Annotated in this window: 15 protein-coding genes and 3 pseudogenes; 4 read left to right on the top strand and 14 right to left on the bottom strand. The window is 66.9% G+C overall.

The annotated features are described in order from the left end of the window. On the top strand, window positions 1–1,743 hold the full coding sequence (locus V8683_RS21245; protein ID WP_411192817.1) for an IlvD/Edd family dehydratase: 1,743 nt from the start codon (window positions 1–3) through the stop codon (window positions 1,741–1,743). A 48-nt stretch (window positions 1,744–1,791) separates the two neighbouring features. Here V8683_RS21245 and catC read toward each other — a convergent pair whose 3' ends face one another. The 8 genes from catC to alr all read right to left on the bottom strand — a co-directional run bounded on the left by catC (window position 1,792) and on the right by alr (window position 10,253). Continuing rightward, complete coding sequence (catC, locus tag V8683_RS21240) at window positions 1,792–2,076, bottom strand: muconolactone Delta-isomerase (RefSeq protein ID WP_411192818.1); 285 nt, start codon at window positions 2,074–2,076, stop codon at window positions 1,792–1,794. Window positions 2,077–2,116: 40 nt separating this feature from the next. Next, window positions 2,117–3,454, bottom strand: coding sequence for a short-chain fatty acid transporter (locus V8683_RS21235; RefSeq protein ID WP_411192819.1), 1,338 nt, complete (start codon window positions 3,452–3,454; stop codon window positions 2,117–2,119). Window positions 3,455–3,531: 77 nt separating this feature from the next. Further along, a complete protein-coding gene (locus V8683_RS21230; protein WP_411192820.1) occupies window positions 3,532–4,233 on the bottom strand; it encodes an SDR family oxidoreductase in 702 nt (233 codons plus the stop codon). A 43-nt stretch (window positions 4,234–4,276) separates the two neighbouring features. After that, on the bottom strand, window positions 4,277–5,329 hold the full coding sequence (locus V8683_RS21225) for a cyclase family protein (RefSeq protein ID WP_411192821.1): 1,053 nt from the start codon (window positions 5,327–5,329) through the stop codon (window positions 4,277–4,279). Window positions 5,330–5,415: 86 nt separating this feature from the next. Continuing rightward, window positions 5,416–6,159 (bottom strand): IclR family transcriptional regulator, encoded by a 744-nt coding sequence (locus V8683_RS21220; RefSeq protein WP_411192822.1) that lies wholly within the window; start codon window positions 6,157–6,159, stop codon window positions 5,416–5,418. A gap of 315 nt (window positions 6,160–6,474) precedes the next feature. Next, window positions 6,475–7,662, bottom strand: a complete 1,188-nt coding sequence (locus V8683_RS21215; RefSeq protein ID WP_411192823.1) for a GGDEF domain-containing protein — start codon at window positions 7,660–7,662, stop codon at window positions 6,475–6,477. A gap of 52 nt (window positions 7,663–7,714) precedes the next feature. Continuing rightward, window positions 7,715–8,977: a multidrug effflux MFS transporter gene (locus V8683_RS21210; RefSeq protein ID WP_411192824.1), complete on the bottom strand. Its 1,263-nt coding sequence runs from the start codon at window positions 8,975–8,977 to the stop codon at window positions 7,715–7,717. 157 nt (window positions 8,978–9,134) lie between these two features. Continuing rightward, window positions 9,135–10,253 carry an alanine racemase gene (gene alr, locus V8683_RS21205; RefSeq protein ID WP_411192825.1) on the bottom strand — a complete coding sequence of 373 codons (1,119 nt, stop codon included), beginning with the start codon at window positions 10,251–10,253 and terminating at the stop codon, window positions 9,135–9,137. A gap of 268 nt (window positions 10,254–10,521) precedes the next feature. Between alr and V8683_RS21200 the strand changes: the two are divergent. After that, a pseudogene (locus V8683_RS21200) lies at window positions 10,522–10,980 on the top strand (PDDEXK nuclease domain-containing protein); the annotation flags it as partial. Between the two features lie 60 nt (window positions 10,981–11,040). Here the strand turns inward: V8683_RS21200 and V8683_RS21195 are convergent. Together V8683_RS21195 and V8683_RS21190 are read right to left on the bottom strand one after the other, a co-directional pair. Then, window positions 11,041–12,006 (bottom strand): quinone oxidoreductase family protein, encoded by a 966-nt coding sequence (locus V8683_RS21195; protein ID WP_411192826.1) that lies wholly within the window; start codon window positions 12,004–12,006, stop codon window positions 11,041–11,043. 27 nt (window positions 12,007–12,033) lie between these two features. After that, window positions 12,034–12,285 carry a hypothetical protein gene (locus V8683_RS21190; protein ID WP_411193524.1) on the bottom strand — a complete coding sequence of 84 codons (252 nt, stop codon included), beginning with the start codon at window positions 12,283–12,285 and terminating at the stop codon, window positions 12,034–12,036. 96 nt (window positions 12,286–12,381) lie between these two features. Here V8683_RS21190 and V8683_RS21185 point away from each other — a divergent pair, with 96 nt between their 5' ends. Continuing rightward, the gene (locus V8683_RS21185; protein WP_411192827.1) at window positions 12,382–13,188 is read left to right on the top strand and encodes an AraC family transcriptional regulator; all 807 of its coding nucleotides are present in this window, start codon (window positions 12,382–12,384) and stop codon (window positions 13,186–13,188) included. Window positions 13,189–13,259: 71 nt separating this feature from the next. Here V8683_RS21185 and V8683_RS21180 read toward each other — a convergent pair whose 3' ends face one another. The 3 genes from V8683_RS21180 to pdxR form a co-directional block, all read right to left on the bottom strand. Then, window positions 13,260–13,700 carry an SET domain-containing protein gene (locus V8683_RS21180; RefSeq protein WP_411192828.1) on the bottom strand — a complete coding sequence of 147 codons (441 nt, stop codon included), beginning with the start codon at window positions 13,698–13,700 and terminating at the stop codon, window positions 13,260–13,262. A gap of 224 nt (window positions 13,701–13,924) precedes the next feature. Continuing rightward, the gene (locus tag V8683_RS21175) at window positions 13,925–14,365 is read right to left on the bottom strand and encodes a PRC-barrel domain-containing protein (protein ID WP_411192829.1); all 441 of its coding nucleotides are present in this window, start codon (window positions 14,363–14,365) and stop codon (window positions 13,925–13,927) included. A gap of 217 nt (window positions 14,366–14,582) precedes the next feature. Then, a complete protein-coding gene (gene pdxR, locus V8683_RS21170; protein WP_411192830.1) occupies window positions 14,583–16,064 on the bottom strand; it encodes a MocR-like pyridoxine biosynthesis transcription factor PdxR in 1,482 nt (493 codons plus the stop codon). A gap of 123 nt (window positions 16,065–16,187) precedes the next feature. On the opposite strand from pdxR, the pseudogene V8683_RS21165 reads away from it, so the two are divergent. Next, window positions 16,188–16,919: pseudogene (locus V8683_RS21165) on the top strand (GNAT family N-acetyltransferase); the annotation flags it as partial. 54 nt (window positions 16,920–16,973) lie between these two features. On the opposite strand, the pseudogene V8683_RS21160 reads toward V8683_RS21165, so the two are convergent. Beyond that, a pseudogene (locus tag V8683_RS21160) lies at window positions 16,974–17,391 on the bottom strand (hypothetical protein); the annotation flags it as partial.

Below are 17,391 nucleotides of genomic sequence, written 5' to 3'. Positions count from 1 at the left end.
ATGAGCACTCGCGCGAGGAAGCTCCGTTCGGCCGCCTGGTTCGGCGCCGCCGACAAGAATGGCTTCATGTACCGAAGCTGGATGAAGAACCAGGGCATTCCCGACCACGAATTCGACGGCAGGCCAATCATCGGCATCTGCAACACGTGGTCGGAACTCACGCCCTGCAATGCGCATTTCCGCAAGCTGGCCGAGCATGTGAAGCGCGGCGTGTCCGAGGCGGGGGGCTTTCCGGTCGAGTTCCCGGTGTTCTCGAACGGCGAGTCGAACCTGCGGCCTACCGCGATGTTCACGCGCAATCTCGCTTCGATGGATGTCGAGGAAGCCATACGCGGCAATCCTGTCGACGCCGTCGTGCTGCTCGTGGGCTGCGACAAGACCACGCCGGCGCTGCTGATGGGGGCGGCGAGCTGCGACGTGCCCGCCATCGTCGTGAGCGGCGGGCCGATGCTCAACGGCAAGCAAGAAGGGCGCGACATTGGTTCGGGCACCGTAGTATGGCAACTGAGCGAGCAGGTGAAGGCGGGGCGCATCTCGATCCACGAGTTCATGTCGGCGGAAGCCGGCATGTCGCGTTCGGCGGGCACCTGCAACACGATGGGCACGGCTTCGACGATGGCGTGCATGGCCGAGGCGCTGGGCGTGACGCTGCCGCACAACGCAGCGATTCCCGCCGTGGACGCGCGGCGCTACGTGCTGGCGCATCTTTCGGGCATGCGCATTGTGGAGATGGCGCTGGAAGACCTGAAGCTCTCGAAGCTGCTCACGCGCGAGGCTTTCGAAAACGCGATCCGTGCGAACGCGGCCATCGGTGGCTCGACGAATGCCGCGATTCACCTGAAGGCGATTGCAGGGCGCATAGGCGTGCCGCTCGAACTCGACGACTGGACGCGCCTCGGACGCGGCACGCCCACCCTCGTCGATCTGCAGCCCTCGGGGCGTTTTCTGATGGAGGAGTTCTATTACGCAGGCGGTCTGCCCGCGGTGCTGCGGCGGCTGGGCGAGGCGGGACTGATTCCGCATCCGCATGCGCTCACGGCGAACGGCAAGTCGCTCTGGGACAACGTACGCGAAGCGCCGATCCACAACCCCGAAGTGATACGCCCGCTCGACATGCCGCTCGTGCACGACGGCGGGCTATGCATCCTGCGCGGCAATCTCGCGCCGCGCGGCGCGGTGCTCAAGCCTTCGGCGGCGACGCCCGCCTTGCTCAAGCATCGCGGACGGGCCGTGGTGTTTGAGAATATCGACGACTACAAGCAGCGCATTGCCGACCCCGATCTCGATGTCACAGGGGACTCAGTGCTCGTCATGAAGAACTGCGGGCCGAAGGGGTATCCCGGCATGGCCGAGGTGGGCAACATGGGCCTGCCGCCGAAGCTGCTTGCGCAGGGCGTGACCGATATGGTGCGCATCTCGGACGCGCGCATGAGTGGAACGGCATACGGCACGGTGGTGCTGCACGTGGCCCCCGAAGCGCGCGCGGGCGGTCCGCTCGCGATCGTGCGTGATGGCGACTGGATCGCTCTCGATTGCGAGGCGGGGACGCTGAATGTCGAGATTGGCGAGGAGGCGTTGCGGGCTCGTCTCGATGCGTGGGCGAAGGCGCTTGAGGCGATACCGGAGGACCGCAGCGGGTATCGCAAGCTGTATGTCGAACACGTGCTGCAGGCCGATGAGGGGTGCGATTTTGATTTTCTCGTCGGCTGCCGCGGGGCCGAGGTGCCCCGGCATTCGCATTGAGGGGCGCAGGGTGGCGACGCGGCGGGCGCCTCACAAGGCGCCTTCGCCTCAATTCGGCGCGATAGCGGAAGGATGCTGGGCGAGCGGCGTGACTTCGATCTTCATGTACGGGAAGAGCGGCAGCGAGCTGAGGATCGTATGCAGCGCGTCGTTCGTTTCGACGTCGAACACGCTGTAGTTCGCGTACTCGCCCACCACGCGCCACAGGTGGCGCCATGTGCCTTCGTGCTGCAACTTCTGCGAGTACGCCTTTTCCTGCGCCACGATGGCGGCGATGTGGGCCTTGTCGGCATCGGGCGGAATCTGCACCTGCATATGAACCAGAAACAGCATGGGGTGTTCTCCTCGGTGAGCGATGGATGCCGCCCGGGCATTATGCCCAGAGCAGAATGGCGACGGTGTAGACGATGCCGATCCAGAACATCATGATGACCGTATAGCCCATGATGTCCTTCAGCCTGAGCCGGGAGATCGCGAGCGCGGGCAGGATCCAGAACGGCTGGATGAGATCGTTCCAGGCATTGCCGAGCATGACGGACATCGACGTGTGGCTCACCGAGGCGCCGATCGACTTCGCCGCCTCCACCATGAACGGGCCCTGCACGACCCAGTGTCCGCCGCCCGAAGGCGCGAAGAAGTTGATGAAGAACGAGCTGAGCAAGCCCCAGAACGGCAGCGTGGCGGGTGTGGCGACTTTCACGAAGGCGTGCGAGAAGGTGCCGACGAGGCCCGAGGACGCCATGATCGCCATGATGCCCGCGTAGAACGGATACTGCAGGATGATGCCGCTGATCGTGCGGATGCCCTCGTTGAGCTTCTCGACATACCGGATAGGCGTGCCGAGCAGGATGATGCCGAGGAACAGGATGAAGAAGTTGATGAGGTTCAGGTCGATCGAGCCGCCCTGGTGGAAGTGCAGCGCGACATAGCCCATGCCGATCAGGCCGATCACGTAGCTCAGGATGCGGCTGTTGTTCAGGCGGTTCGCGAAGGTGTTGCCTTCGTCGATGTCGAGCGCGGGCGCGGCCTGCTTCGTTGCTGCCGCATCGAGGCTCAGGCTCGCATCGATCTCCGTCACGGGCTGGCCGGCCTTCGGATGCAGCCAGGCGTTGAGCAGCGGCAGCGTGACGATCACGACGAAGCTCGTGACGAGCATGGCGGGCGAGAAGATGGTTTGGGAGAGCGGAATGACGCCCATCTGCGCTTCGAGCGGATGGCCCTTCGTCGAGATCAGCACCGGAATGCTCGCGGAAAGGCCGAGGCCGTAGAGCGTGAAGCCGCTATAGGCCGAGGCGATGATGAGCGGATAATGCACGCCCTTCACGCGCAGCGCGAGCTTGCGCGCCACGATGCCGCCCACCACGAGCCCGAAACCCCAGTTCAGATAGCTGCCGATGCCGCCCACGAGCGTCGCGACGATCACGGCCGTGCGCGGGTGGTTCACGCGCGCGACGAGCCGGTCGAGAAAGCGGTCGGTGAGCGGCGCCGTGGCGAGCACGTAGCCCATGGCGAGGATCACCGCCATCTGCGTCGTGAAGGCGAGCAGCGCCCAGAAGCCCTTGCCCCAGCTCGCCGTCAGCGCCGCGACGGCCTGGCCCTGCACGAGCACGGCCAGTACCATCGTGAGCAGCGTGAGGCCGATCGCGAACACGAACGGGTCGGGGAGATAGCGGCGCATGAGCTCCGTGAAGAAGGCGGTGATTCTTTGCATCTGAGTGTCTCCGTCGGTCGTAATAGTTATGGTGCTGCGCGCGAGGTTGATTCAGATTTTGATTCGTACTCCTCTTGTTACACTCCCGCCACGCCGACCGTCATGCCGCCGCACACGTAGAGCACCTGGCCCGTGACGAAGCCGCTGCGCGCGTCGAGCAGGTACGAGGCGGCATGCGCGACGTCGTCGGGCGTGCCCACGCGCTTGACGGGCACGGCGTCGATGATGGCCTGGGTGCGCGGGGCGCCGGGCGGGTTCGCGCGGTCGAAGAGCTCGGTGCGGATGGGGCCGGGGCCGATGGCGTTGGCGGTGATGCCGAACGCGCCCAGTTCCAGCGCCCAGACGCGCGTCATGCCGATCAGCGCGGCCTTCGTGGCCGAATAGGCCGTACGCAACTCCTTGCCGAGCGCCGCGCGCGACGACATGTTGACGATGCGTCCGAAGCCCGCCGCTTTCATGCCGGGCAGCAGCGCTTGCATGCACTGCTGCGCGCAGCGTACGTTGAGGGCCCACGCGCGTTCGAGTTCGTCGAGCGTCTGGTGCTCCGCGTCGGCGGGCAGCACCACGCCCACGTTGTTGACGAGGCGCGTGATCGGCCCGCCTTCCAATGCGCGTTCGAGCGCGGCGGCGGTGGCCTCGACATCGGAGAGGTCGGCGATCAGGCCGTGGCCCACGCGGTCGACGGTGACGACTTCGTAGCCGTCGGCCTGGCAGCGCGCGGCGCACGCGGCGCCGATGCCGGCGGCGCCGCCGGTGATCAAGACTCGTTCTTTTGCCATTTTCGGAGGTGCGTGAGTAACGGGTGAATGCAGCCGGGTACGTTCAAACCGTGGCGATGGGCGTGACGGGCGAGCCCATCGCGCCGGGCAGCCGCAGCGGCGGGGCGGTCAGCAGGAAGCGCGAGCGGCCGTGCGCGCGCAGCCACTCGGCCAGTTCGCGCAGATACCACAGCTCGCCGAGCGGCAAGCCGAGCTTGAAGAGGCAGTGATGATGCAGCGGCAGCAGCGGATGCTCGCCGGGCGTGGCGGGAGGCCGGGCGGGATAGCGTTCGACGGCGTAGTTGTCGGCGGCGAGCGCGGCGACGCCCGAATCGGTGATCCACTGCAGCAGGCGTTCGTCGCGTCCGTCGAGCGCGCTGCAATGGCTCGCGAGCACCGCTTCGTCGGGCTGGCGGTCCATTTCGAGGATCAGCTCCGAGAAGCCGGTGCGCAGCACGAGCATGTCGCCGCGTTCGACAACGACCTTGTCCTTCTCCATCACGCTCATCAGATCGTCGTAGCCGACGGTGCGGAATTCGCGCCCGTAATGGGCGAACAGGTCGATCAGCACGCCGCGGCCCTGCATGCCCTTCACGGCGAGATTCTCGATGCCGAGCACGTCCGCATGGCTGTGCTCGCCGCCGCAGGCATAGGGTGCGTAGCCGTCTTCGGCGCGGTACTCCATGGGGCCGACAATGTCGTGGTTCGCGCGGTAGCCGTTGTAGTAGACGCTTTCGGCCACGCCGTCGCCGTTCGCGTCGAAGCGAGCGCCTACGTGCGCGAGCGAATCCCATTGCGTCGAATACTGCAGCGAGAGCAGCACCTGGTCGTCGCTCACGACGTCGGTGGCGAGCGCCTCGTTGCGCGCGAACGGGAAGTTCACATAGGGCAGGCCGTCGCGAAAGGTCGGGCGCAGCACGGGCGGGTGGCGGCGCACGTTGAGCTTGTTTTCGCCGGGAAAATCGAGCGGCAGCGAGAGCGCGAAGCTCAGGCCCGCGCGTATTTCCTGCGCACCCCTGAGCACCTGCTCGGTGCCGATGAGGTTCGGGCGGCCAAGCTGGTCGTCGGGGCCGAAGTCCCCCCAGCTGGATCCTTCGGGCCGGTTCTTCCAACGCATCTCACTGTCTCCTGCAAGAGGGCCGCCGGGTGCGGCCTGCCTGGAAAACGCGCGTTCCGGCCCGCGCGCGGACGCCTGTGCAAGGACTAGGCGAGCAGCGCGGGCGGGATCTGCGCGACCACCTCGAGCAGCGCCTTGACGGCGTTCCGCTCGTTCTTCAAAAGCCGCGCCTTCGGCGCGCCGAGGACCAGCGCGAAGGCCTCGCCGTGTATCCGGAAGCCACACGCGAGACCGGCCACGTCTTCGACGTTCTCACCCGTCGAACGATGCCAGCCGCGGCTCACGCCCTGTTCGACCTCGCGCTCCAGCGCTGCGCGCTCGATGACGGTGCCGTCCGTGTAGGGCGGCAACGGCTCGCAGCTGTCGAGCAGGCGGGCGCGCGCTTCGGGCGCCAGGGCGCCGAGCAGCGCTTTGCCCGCCGCGCTCGCGTGTACGTACATGAAGCCGCCCGGCTCGTCGCTGTAACGGATCTTCTGGCGCGACTCCATCACCTCCAGATAGACCACGCGGTTGCCCGCGAGCGTCGCGAGCCCGGCGGTTTCGCCGGTGGCGTCGCGCAGCGCGGAGAGGAGCGGCTGGAATACCGCCGTGAGCGGGTCCTCGCTGCAAATCTCGCGCGCCACGTGCAGAAGCCGTTGCGTGGGGTAGTAACCGGCCTTCACGCCCGGCGCGTACAGATAGCCTTTGGCCACCATCGTCTGCAGCAGGGCGTGGCAACTCGATAGCGGGATCCCGGTTCGACGCGCGATCTCGCTGTAGATCATCGGTTGGCGGACCTCGGCAAAGAGGTTGATCACGTCGAAGACGCGCACTGCGGTTTTCACATCCATGAGAGCATTATCGGTATATCGATAATTTTCTGGCAATGGGTTGGCGGGTAAACACCAGGCCGGGCACGCGGAAAGCGTTACGTTCCGGTTGTCGAGTTGGCGAGCACCCACGCGGAAATGGCGTTGACGACGTCGCTCTTTATGCCGTTGAAGCCGTGATGGCCGAACGCTTCGCAAGGGTTGCCCCGCGCCGCGCCACCCGAAACGATCGTCAGGTTTGCCTTGGGCGATTGCGTGATTCCGGGGTTCGCGGCGGGCACCTCCAATTAAGGGGACGTTGAGCGCGCTTCGACGAACTGCGCGATCTCACCCCTCTCAGCGCTGCGTACGGGCGACCTCGGACCGAGAGGCGGACGGCGCGACGACGAGCCGGTTGCCGCCGAGCGACTTCGCCCGGTACAACGCTTCGTCCGCGGCGGCCAGCAAGTCGGCCAGCATGGGTGTTTCGGTTCCGGACTGGGCGAGCCCGATGCTGACGGTGGCCTGTATCGCGCTGCCGTCCGTCCCGCGGTGGATCGTCCCGGCGAAATGCCGCGCGATGGTCTCGCCCACTTCGCTCGCACGAACGGCATCGTGGCCGGAGAGCAGGGCGGCAAACTCTTCGCCGCCAATGCGGGCGAGAATCGCGTCGGGTCCGAGCGTGCCGCGGGCAATGTCGCCGAACGCTTTCAGGACTTCGTCGCCCGCCTTGTGGCCGTATCGATCGTTGATCGACTTGAAACGATCGAGGTCGAAGGCAAAGAGCGACACCTGCCGGCGCGATCCCGCCTCGCGTATCGCGCGTGCCCCTTCCTCGAAGAACCATCTACGATTGCCAAGACGGGTCAGGTAGTCGGTCTGGGCGTGGCGCAGAAGCTCGCCGTGGGTTTCCTCGCGTATCAACCGCAGCAGGGTCATCGGCAACACGACCGAATACAGGACTCCTTCGTATATCGTGATGTTGCTGGCGACCAGCACGACCTCCTGACCGTACCGTGCCGCCAGCCAGGGCAGGATGTCGGCTCGCGCGGCATACAGAAACGCATGGATGCCCGTCACGAGCACGGCGATGTGCCGCGATTGCAGCGCTTTCATGCCCTCGGTTCGCAGCAGCACGAACGACGTGGCGCCGCTCGCCAGCGCGATGGGAATCGCGCTGGCGTAGTACCACACCGCATCCTCCCAGCGCGTGCCGGCCACGGCCCACGTGAGCGCCAGCAGCACGAGCATCGCGATCGAGCCCCTGAGATACCGCCGGCCGCTCAAGGCCGCGACACCGTGCAGGATCAGCAGGTAGCCGGCGACGATAACGAGGTTGCCAAGCGCGGAACCCGTCGCGCCGGGCAGCTTGTGACGGACGGTGATCGCCACGCATCCGATGGCCAGCGTGGCGTATCCCGCGGCCAGAATCTTCAGTTCCCGGCTGCGTCGCGGATGCGTTCGATGTTCCCATAGCGTCATCCCGGAACTGGCAAGTAGCGTCCCGATCGCAAGGAAATAAAGAGTGAGAAGATCGACGTGCATCGCTGACGAGATAATTCCACGGCGCGGCAGCCCGCGGAAGCAGGAGCAAGAGCTATGCCGCTTCGCTGCTACCGCGTACGACGGCCGCGGACTGAAGTTGTGCGAGATGGCGCAGCAGCTTGCTCACCATCCAGACGACCGTGAACGCGAGGACCACGAAGAACGCCGCGAGCGGTGCCAGGATCTGGATCGACACGAAGCCGGCGAGCGCCATCATCGCAGAAGAAACGAGCAGCAACGCGCACCCCAGGATCGCGCTCGTCAGACCCGCGATGTGCGGGAACAGCGAATTGCCTTTGGCCATGAAGGTGGGATACATGGCGCCGGCGCAGAACCCCATCACGACGACGGGTGCCGCGAGCGTCCATACGCGCAGGCCGATCGTCAGCGCCAGCACGAGCATCACGATCGATGCGGCCGCCATCGCGCGCGAGCCGATGCGCAGCCGCGCCTCGGCGCTCGGCAAACGCGGACCATGCACGCGGTTCGAGAGGCCGCCCAGAAAGTACGCCATCCCGACACCGAGGGCGAGGTAGCCGAAAAAGGTCGGCGGCTCGTGCAGCGTGCTCTGCACCATGAACGGCCCGACGATGTTGAACACGAGCAGGATGCTGTAGCAAAGCCCCTGCGCGAGAAAGCAGCTCTGGAACACCGGGCTCGACAGCACCTTGCGCGCATTCGCGAAAAGCGTGCGCGGCTCGAGATGCACCGGCCGCGGCAGGCTCTCGCGATAGCGCCACAGCGCCGCCCACATCACCAGCGAGTAGACGAGCAGGAACACGAGGCTGGCCTGCCAGCCGAACCACGTCTGCAAGTGAGCGCCGATCACCGGCGCCACGATCGGTGCAAGCCCCCAGGCAATCGACATGTAGGTGAACATGTGCATGAGCGCCTGTCCGGAGAACGAATCGGTGATGATCGCCTTTGCGAGCAGATTGGTCGTGGCGATGCCGAAGCCCTGCAGGCAGCGGGCCAGGACGAAGGTTTCCAGGTTCGGGGCGTAGAGCGACAGCACGCAGCCAATCGTGAAGACGACGAGCCCGAACGCGAGGACGCGTTTGCGTCCGTAGGCGTCGGCGATGGGCCCGAAGAGGAGCTGGCCGAACGCGTAGGCCGCCATGTAGCTGGAGACGCTCGACTGGATAGCCTGCGGCGAGGTTCCGAAGAAATGCGCCATCGCGGGAAGCGCGGGCACATAGATGTCGATGGCCAGTTGTCCGGCGGACGCGTACAGGCAGATCAGGATCAGCAGGAAGCGTGGGGAATTCGGCGTGCGCGGGGCAGTCGCGGCGCTCTCGGAGGTCGGGTGGTTCATGAATGCGTCGAAAAAGCAGTGTCAGCGACGCAGCCTCAATCTGTTCGAATATCGAACACGAAACCCGTGCGGCGCCAGAGCCGCATATTGTGCCTGTTGCTGGCCGTCTCCGCTCGACGCGGATCGGCCAGGCGCGGGCTTGCGCCGTTGGTCGCCCTCAGCCCGCTACGTCCTCCGTCTGCCGTGCGCTGCTGGCCAGGGGCGCGTCGCCTTCGACTTCGACAGGCACGCGCCGGGCCAGCGCGCACATGAGCTCATAGCCGATCGTGCCGGACGCCTCGGCCACTTCGTCCACCTTGATCTGCTCGCCCCACAGCTCGACCTGAGAGCCGATGGTGGCCGCCGGGCACGGCGTGAGATCGACCGTGAGCATGTCCATCGAAACGCGCCCGACGACGCGCGTGCGCACGCCGTCCACGGCGATCGGCGTGCCGGTGGGGGCATGGCGCGGATAGCCGTCGGCATAGCCGCAGGCCACGACGCCGATGCGCAGCGGCTGATCGGCCTGAAACGTGCGGCCGTAGCCGATGGTTTCCTGCGGCGCGAGAGTCTGAATGCCGATGAGGCGGCTCGACAGCGTCATCGCGGCGCGCAGCCCGAAGCCCGCGACGTGCCGCGCGACGCCGGTGGGCGAGGCGCCGTAGAGGATCGTGCCGGGGCGCACCCAGTCGCGGTGCGCGCGCGGATGCCAGAGCACGCCGGCCGAATTCGACAGCGACTGTTCGCCGGGCATGTCCTGGGTGACCGCGTCGAACTGGTCGAGCTGCCAGTCGATGGCGCCGTCGTCGGCGTTGGCGAAGTGGCTTATGAGACCCGTCGAGCGGACCGCGGGCAGCGCCCGCGCGCGCTCCCACGCCTTTCGGTAGGTGTGCGGGCGGAAGCCGAGGCGGTTCATGCCCGAATTCATCTTGAGCAGGATGTCGATGGGCTGGCGCAGCTTCGCGGCGGCCAGCAGGTCCAGTTGCTCGTCGCAATGCACCGCGACGGTGAGGCGGTGGCTGTCCGCGAGTGCGAGATCGGCGGGCTCGAAGATGCCTTCGAGCAGCAGAATAGGCTTCGTCCAGCCGAGCGCCCGGATGCGCACGGCTTCGTCGAGGTCGAGCAGGGCTATGCCGTCGCTTTGCGCGAGCGCCGGATAGATGCGCTCGATACCGTGCCCGTAGGCGTTGGCCTTGACGACGGCCCATACGCGCGAGTCGGGCGCCATCTGCTTGACGAGTCCGAGGTTGTGGCGGACGGCTTCGGGATGAATGCGGGCGGTGATGGGACGCGGCATGGCGGTTCCTGATCCGGGTTGTCGTGCGCTTTGCGCCGCCTGGTGGAACCGGCGGCGAGTTCAGCTTTGGGTAGTGGTTTTTGCAATCATATTGATCTTCATCCAGTTATTTTTAATGTATTTTTTGTCGTTTTTGGGTGAAGTGACTGTGCGGATTGCGATTGAGGTTTATTGGCTGTTCGCTCACGTCGCTGGCCCAACAGGAGGTTTGCCTGAGATCGCGCCCGGCGAATACGCCGGGCTTCACCGGGACGTGGTCAGCGTGGTCGAATACTCCGAGTCGGAACTCGAGGCGGCCTTGATCCAGCATCTCGCAGACTTTCTGCTGGAATTGGGCGATGACTTTGCGTTCGTGGGCAGGCAGCGGCGGCTGAGACTCGACGACACCTGGTTCCGGGTCGACCTGGTATTTTTCCATCGACGTCTGAAGTGCCTCGTCATCATCGACCTCAAGGTGGGCCGCTTCAGTTATGCCGACGCCGGGCAGATGCACCTGTACCTGAATTACGCGCGCGAGCACTGGATGAAGCCGGGGGAGAATCCACCTGTCGGGTTGATTCTCTGCGCTGAAAAAGGGGCTGCCGAAGCCCACTACGCGCTAGACAATCTGCCGAACAAGGTGCTCGCGGCGGAATACCAGATGGTGCTGCCCGACGAGGCAACGATCGCGCGCGAACTGGAGCGAACGAGGGCAGAACCGGAGCGGCGGAGCGGTGGGATCGATTGACGGCGGGTTGGCGCCGCGCGCATGAAACCTGCGGCGGAATTTTGCCGACCCGGTTTCCGTTCACCGCCCATTCCCGATCGTCAACACCGTGCGCACGTCGCTGCGCTCATGCGCCCAATGCTCGTCCAACTCTGCCAGCGGCACAGCCCGCGTTTCGATTCGCAACCCCGCGGGGGCGACGGCGCCGAACACGCCCCGTACTGCGTCGAGCAGGTGGGCGAGGCTCACGCTGCCGATGCCGCTGCCTGACAGCGTGATCGGCGCAGCGCGCAGAACCGCGCCCGGCAGCGCGATCTCGGCGCCGCTGATCGAGCCGATCTGGACGAAGCGCACGGATTGCGTTTCAGCGGTGGCTTTCGCGGCGGCGATGAGCAAGGCGCGCGCGCTTGCCCCCCACAGGTAATCGAGCACCACGTCCACGCCTTGCGCGAAGAGCGGCTCGAAGGCGCGCACGAGGCTTGCTTCGTCCTGCTGCAACGAGATCGTGACATCGGCGCCGAGGGCCTCGAGCGCTTCGAGCGAGGCCGCGTTGCGGCCGGTGGCGATCACGCGCCGCGCGCCCAGATGCCTCGCGATCTGCACGGCGAGTTTGCCCGAGGTGCCCGTGGCGCCATTGATCAGCACGGTCTCACCGGTTTCGAAGCGGGCGCGTTCGGCGAGCGCCGCCCACGACGACAGGCCCGGAATGGCAATCGCCGCGGCCGTGACGTCGTCGAGCGCGTCGGGCAGCGGAATGCATTGGGCCGCGGGCACGAGCGTACGCTCGGCCAGCGCGCCGAACGGCGCGCGCGGTCCGAAGAAATAAACACGCTGTCCGTTTTCGAGGCGACCGGCGCCGTCGATGCCGGCGACGAACGGAAACGCGCCAGTCGAGGAATAGTGCTTGCCCGATGCCCGGGATCGCGCCACGACGCTCAGCGCGGACGCGCAGACGTCGATCACACGATGCCCTTCGAGCGCGGCGGGGTGATCGAAATCGGCGAAAACGGGCGGTTGACCCGCGGCGGTGACGATAGCGGCTTTCATTCGAACTCCTGATGGTGTAGGGGCGCGTCAATGCGCTTCGACCCACGCGCGCAGTGTCGTGTCGCGGATATCCAGCACCTCGAAAAGGCCGAGGGCGCGCAGCGCAGGCAGGATGGCGGTGAGGTCGGCTTCGGCCTGCTCGTGCGCGGCGGCGCCGGCCGCAGGATCGGTCAGCACGCGCGCATTGGCGAGAAAGGCCGCGACCGTGCCTTTGCGGATCGTCGTGCCTTCGAGTTCGACGCGGTCGAGGTGGTCGGGAAGAATCTGGTCGGCTCGCATGGTGCGGTGCTCCGGAAGTTGTGTCATGAGGCGAGTCTAGGCGTGCGCACGCGGCCAGTCTCCGGTATAACAGCCATTCAATACGGAATTCCAGCCATGAATCTCCCCTTGATCCGCCCCGATCTCGTGCTTTCGCAAAGCGGCCCGTTTCTCGCGGCCGCCGAGCTGACGCAGAAGGAGAGCCGCGAGACCGCGCCGCATGCGCACGCGCGCGGTCAACTGATGGGCGCGCTGAGCGGGCTGGTTTCGGTGGGCGTGGATACGCAGCGCTGGGTCGTGCCGGCCATCCACGCGATCTGGATTCCGCCGCACCGCGTGCATTCGGTGAGTTCGTACGGGCCGTTTGCGGGCTGGAGCGTGTTCGTTGCCGAGGCGCGCTGCGCGACGTTGCCGCGCGAGCCGCGCGCGATTCGCACCACGCCGCTTTTGCGCGAGGCCGTGCGGCGGGCGGCGACCTGGCCCGGTGCGGAGCTCGACGCGGCGCAGGCCCGCATTGCGGAGGTGATCCTCGACGAGCTGGCGGCGTCGAAGGCGGAGTCGCTGGGCTTGCCGCGTCCCACGGATGCGCGCCTCGTGCGCATTGCCGACGCGTTGGCAAGCGATCTGGCCGACCACCGTGGACTGCAAGCGTGGGCCGAGTGGGGCGGCGTTTCGGCACGCACGCTGAGCCGCCGCTTCGCGGTCGAGACCGGGCTCACGTTTGCGCAATGGCGTCAGCAGGCGAGACTGATGCGTGCGCTGGAGCGGGTGGCGGACGGCGTGCCGGTGACGACGATTGCGCTCGAACTGGGCTACGACAACGTGAGTGCCTTCATCGACATGTTCCGGCGTGCCACGGGCACGACGCCGGGGCGTTATCTGGCCGACATGGGAGAAGCTTCCGGGCGGCCGTCGAAGCCGTGAGTCTCGAAGGGGGAGAAAGGGGGAAGGCAGCCGCCTGGGTGCGCGCGGGCTTCCCGTGCCGCTATGTGCCGCTAGTTGCCGCCGCCCAGCATCGTGCCGCGGCAATGGCTCGAACCGCAGCGGCAGGCGTAAAGGAGCCGCGTCTCTACCGGCGTGTCGGGTTCGACTTCCAGCGCATAGTCGATGAACAGTTCGGTACCCGCCGCGATTTCGCAGACCGTATCGATGAAAACGCGGCCGTCGATCTCGATCGTTTCGCAATTCGCGGCGCAGGCGTGGTTGAGCCAGCGCGCACCGTTCCCGCCGCGGCCGCCGTCGATCACGCGCCCGTCCGAAAGACCGAACAGGAAGGTATGCGCGCCGTCGCCGCGCGATTGCCAGTGGCGCGACGCTTCACGCCACGTCGTCACCTTGCCCCGGTATTCGAAGATGCGCTCGCCTGCGTGCAGCGCCTGCAGGGCAAAAACGCCTCGCCCATGAATGGGCGAGCGGTGTACGGAGATTCGTCTCATGGTGGTCGCGCGCGTGACGGGTGCGCGCAGTATAGGCGCGCAATATTCTGTCGAGTGTGACAGTTGCGAGACGGTCAATTCAGGTTGATTCGCATGACTGAGCGTCAGGCGGAACGCGCGCGGCGATCGAGGCAGGGAGGAGGGCGATTGCGGCGTCCGGTGCGAGACCAGACCGCCGCGAGGGACCGGCGGCGCTGCTGAGTGCCGCGCCGCCGCTTGCCTGCTTATTGCTGCTTGGCGTCGGCCTGCTTCGGCTTGGGCGGCGATTGCACCTTCGCGTATTCGAATGCCGGCGTGGCCTTCAGCGCTTCCTTCGTCGCGCCCGGCAGATAGAGGTTGCCGTTGTGCACGTCGAGCGAAGCGATGGGCACCGCCACGTCATGCACGCCGACACCGAGGAAGCCGCCGGCCGAGACGATGGCCGCCGAAACCGTGCCGTCCGGCGCGATGATCAGGTCGCGGACCACGCCCACCTTGACGTTGCTGTCGTTGTACACGGCTTTGCCGAGCACGCTTTTCTTCACGCTCCAGCCTTCGAGGAGCGCCTGCGACTGCTCGACGGTCACGCTGAGCGGCTGCGTTCCGGCGACCTGCGCATCAGCACTGCTGGTCGCCACACCTGCGGCCAGAACGGCTACTGCCAACATCGTCTTGCTCAATGCCATCTTGTTGTTCTCCTGTTTGAGATCGGGACGCTTTCGCGAGCCATGTTGCCGACGGCGACAACCGGATGCCGCCGCCCCTGGCCCGTACTGCACCAGAACCGTGCGCGGCAGCAGCGCGCGAACGATTCGCGAGGCAATCCACCATGTTAGCGAGATTGTCGCGGGGCTGCGCTCGGACTGCACGATCGCGGGGGCGCCGGTGTTGCAGAGACTTCTTTCAGCGCCTCTTTTTGTTCGACCGGATCACCTGCGCGAGCCGTTGCACGAGCGGCACGTAAAGCGACTCCGAGGTGTTGCCGTAGCCGAGCACGAGGCCATTGTCGTCTGGCGTGGGGCGTAGTGCGAAACGCGAGAGCGGCGCCGGCGCCATCTCGTACTCGCGCGCTGCCGCCGCGATTCGCTCGTCCGGAAAGACGCCGGGCAGGCGGACGGCGAGGTGCATGCCGCTGTCTCCGCCCGTCATGGTGTGCGGTATGTCCAGATGAGCGGCCAGGGCCGCCTGCAGCAGGTCGCGGCGGCCGCGGTAGAGCCGGCGCATGCGCCCGAGGTGCCGGCTGAACTGGCCGCTTTCGATGAACTCGGCCAACGCCAGTTGCTCGTGGCGATGGCCCCCGCGCAGGAGTTCGTCGAACAACGGCTGCGCGCGAGCCGCCAGCGCCTCGGGCAGCACGAGAAAGCCGATGCGCAGCGCGGGGAACAGCGTCTTGCTGAAGGTGCCCACATAGAGCACCGGCGCGTGCGGCACGAGGCCCTGCATCGCGCCCACGAGTTCGCCCGAGCGGCGGAATTCGCTGTCGTAGTCGTCTTCGACGATCCATGCGCCGTGCGCCAGTGCCTTGTCGATCAGTTCGAGTCGGCGCGGCGCGGGCAGTACTGCACCCGTCGGGTACTGGTGCGAGGGCGTGCAGTAGATGAGGCGCGGTGGGTCGTTGGCCCAGGCTTCGGCGTTGGCTTGCAGGCCGTCGGCATCCACGCGCACCGGCCGCACGTTCAGATCGCCGCACTGAAACGCCGTTTGCGCGCCGCGATAGCCGGGGTCTTCGACCCATGCCGTGTCGCCGGGATTGGTCAGGAGCCGAACGCACAGCGCGAGCGCTTCCTGCGCGCCTTCGGTGATGACGACCTGTTCCGGTTCCGCGCGCACGCCGCGCGCCACGGCCAGATGGCGCAGGATGGCCACCCGCAGCGCCATGTCGCCCTGGGGCGTGCCGTAGCCCAGCGTGAGCGCGCCACCGTGCGCGATGGCGCGGTCGAGGCAGCGCTTCCAGACGCCGAGCGGGAAGCGGCCCAGCGCGGGCACGCCCGGGCGGAAAGCGAGCGTGTCCGCGCCGTTTTGCCAGCTCTGGCGAACTTGCGCGCCGCGCGTGGCGATTGCCGGCGCCGGGGCGGTGCGGCTCGCGCGGCGCGCGGATCTCGGTCGCGCCAGCGCGGCCACGCGGGTGCCCTGCCGGCTCAGTTCGATATAGCCTTCGGCGCTCAGCAGTTCGTAGGCCGCCGTCACGCTGTTGCGCGAAACGCCGATCGCGGCGGCCAGCGCGCGCGAACCGGGCAGACGGCAGCCCGAAGGCAGGCGCCCTTCGAGGATGCCGTTGCGGATGCGATGGAGCAGTTGCCGCTGGAGGGACTCGCCCTCGCGATCGCGCGCGAGCGGTGTTTCGAGCAGGAAGTCCACCAGCGGGTCGGGGGTGTCGTCGGTCATGGGCGGGCTAGTGTCTGAAGCGCGGGCCGTGGCACTATCAGAATTGTCGTTAGTGGATCCTCTACAGGAGCCACGAAAAGCGTAATCTAGCACATCATCCCATCACCTTTGCTGGAGCAATCCGTGACTCAGCGCCTCAACGAATACGGGCAACCCATAGGCGAACCGGTTGACGGCTGGACGCCGCGCGCGCGGCCCGAAGCCGTCGTGCTCACGGGCACGCGGTGCCGCATCGAGCCGCTCGACGCCGCGCGCCACGCCAACGATCTCTTCCTCGCCTGGGGCAACGCGCCCGACCGCCGCGACTGGACCTATCTCGGCGTCGGGCCGTTCGAGCAGGCGGAGGATTTTCGCCGCTACATCGAGGCCGCGGCGCACAGCACGGATCCGCGTCACTATGCGGTGATCGATCTCAAGACGGGCCGCGCCGTGGGCAGCCTGGCGCTGATGCGGCAGGATCCGGCCAATGGCGTGATCGAAGTGGGTCACGTGACGTTCTCGCCGTTGCTCAAGCGCACGCCCGTTTCGACCGAGGCGCAGTTTCTGCTGATGGCCTATGTCTTCGATACGCTCGGCTACCGGCGCTACGAGTGGAAATGTGATAGCTGCAACGTGCCTTCGCGCACGACGGCCGCGCGGCTGGGCTTCACCTTCGAGGGGATCTTCCGCCAGGCGATCGTCTACAAGGGACGCAATCGCGATACGGCGTGGCACTCGATCGTCGATGCGGAGTGGCCGCCGCTCAAGCGTGCTTTCGCGACCTGGCTAGCCGAGGGGAACTTCGACGCAGCGGGGCGGCAGCGGGCCGGGCTGGCCGAGTTGCGGGCGAGAGAGGCGGGCGGGGCGAGCGGGGCATAGGGGCTGCCAGCGGGCGGCGCATCCATCGCGCCGCTGTCTCGTAGTCGTGTTCTACCCGCCGATCAACGTCAACCCCGCGGGCAGCGACTCGCCGAAGATGCGGCCCGTATCGGCGTGATCGAGCGCGACTACTTCGCGAACCATGGCGATCCACGCGGGCGGTGCGCTGGCCGCCGCGAGTCGCCGCACGATTTCCTCGCGCAGCGGATCGGCCAGGTCGCGCGAGCGGTCGCCGGTCATACGGGCAATCTGCACGGAGGCGAACATGGCCGGCTCCACCTTGCGCCAGTTGTGCGCGAGTATCGCTTCGAGCCAGCGCGCCGCCACGTCGGGCGGCACCACGCCGTGGGGGGGGGGGGGGGGGGGGGGGGGGGGCGCGGCCCGCCCCCCCCCCCCCCACCGGACGGCCGGGGGGGGGGGCGGGGGGCGCGGGGAGGGCGCCCGGGGACCCCGGGGCGGAGCGGCGCGG

Source organism: Paraburkholderia sp. AV2, assembly GCF_054968425.1.
Note: the sequence above shows the minus strand (reverse complement) of the source record. Positions and strands in the feature narration are given on the sequence as shown.

Coding starts and splice junctions, on each gene's coding strand:
- V8683_RS21245 (WP_411192817.1), top strand. CDS start 1: ATGAGCACTCGCGCGAGGAAGCTCCGTTCGGCCGCCTGGTTCGGCGCC.
- catC (WP_411192818.1), bottom strand. CDS start 2,076: ATGCTGTTTCTGGTTCATATGCAGGTGCAGATTCCGCCCGATGCCGAC.
- V8683_RS21235 (WP_411192819.1), bottom strand. CDS start 3,454: ATGCAAAGAATCACCGCCTTCTTCACGGAGCTCATGCGCCGCTATCTC.
- V8683_RS21230 (WP_411192820.1), bottom strand. CDS start 4,233: ATGGCAAAAGAACGAGTCTTGATCACCGGCGGCGCCGCCGGCATCGGC.
- V8683_RS21225 (WP_411192821.1), bottom strand. CDS start 5,329: ATGCGTTGGAAGAACCGGCCCGAAGGATCCAGCTGGGGGGACTTCGGC.
- V8683_RS21220 (WP_411192822.1), bottom strand. CDS start 6,159: ATGGATGTGAAAACCGCAGTGCGCGTCTTCGACGTGATCAACCTCTTT.
- V8683_RS21215 (WP_411192823.1), bottom strand. CDS start 7,662: ATGCACGTCGATCTTCTCACTCTTTATTTCCTTGCGATCGGGACGCTA.
- V8683_RS21210 (WP_411192824.1), bottom strand. CDS start 8,977: ATGAACCACCCGACCTCCGAGAGCGCCGCGACTGCCCCGCGCACGCCG.
- alr (WP_411192825.1), bottom strand. CDS start 10,253: ATGCCGCGTCCCATCACCGCCCGCATTCATCCCGAAGCCGTCCGCCAC.
- V8683_RS21195 (WP_411192826.1), bottom strand. CDS start 12,006: ATGAAAGCCGCTATCGTCACCGCCGCGGGTCAACCGCCCGTTTTCGCC.
- V8683_RS21190 (WP_411193524.1), bottom strand. CDS start 12,285: ATGCGAGCCGACCAGATTCTTCCCGACCACCTCGACCGCGTCGAACTC.
- V8683_RS21185 (WP_411192827.1), top strand. CDS start 12,382: ATGAATCTCCCCTTGATCCGCCCCGATCTCGTGCTTTCGCAAAGCGGC.
- V8683_RS21180 (WP_411192828.1), bottom strand. CDS start 13,700: ATGAGACGAATCTCCGTACACCGCTCGCCCATTCATGGGCGAGGCGTT.
- V8683_RS21175 (WP_411192829.1), bottom strand. CDS start 14,365: ATGGCATTGAGCAAGACGATGTTGGCAGTAGCCGTTCTGGCCGCAGGT.
- pdxR (WP_411192830.1), bottom strand. CDS start 16,064: ATGACCGACGACACCCCCGACCCGCTGGTGGACTTCCTGCTCGAAACA.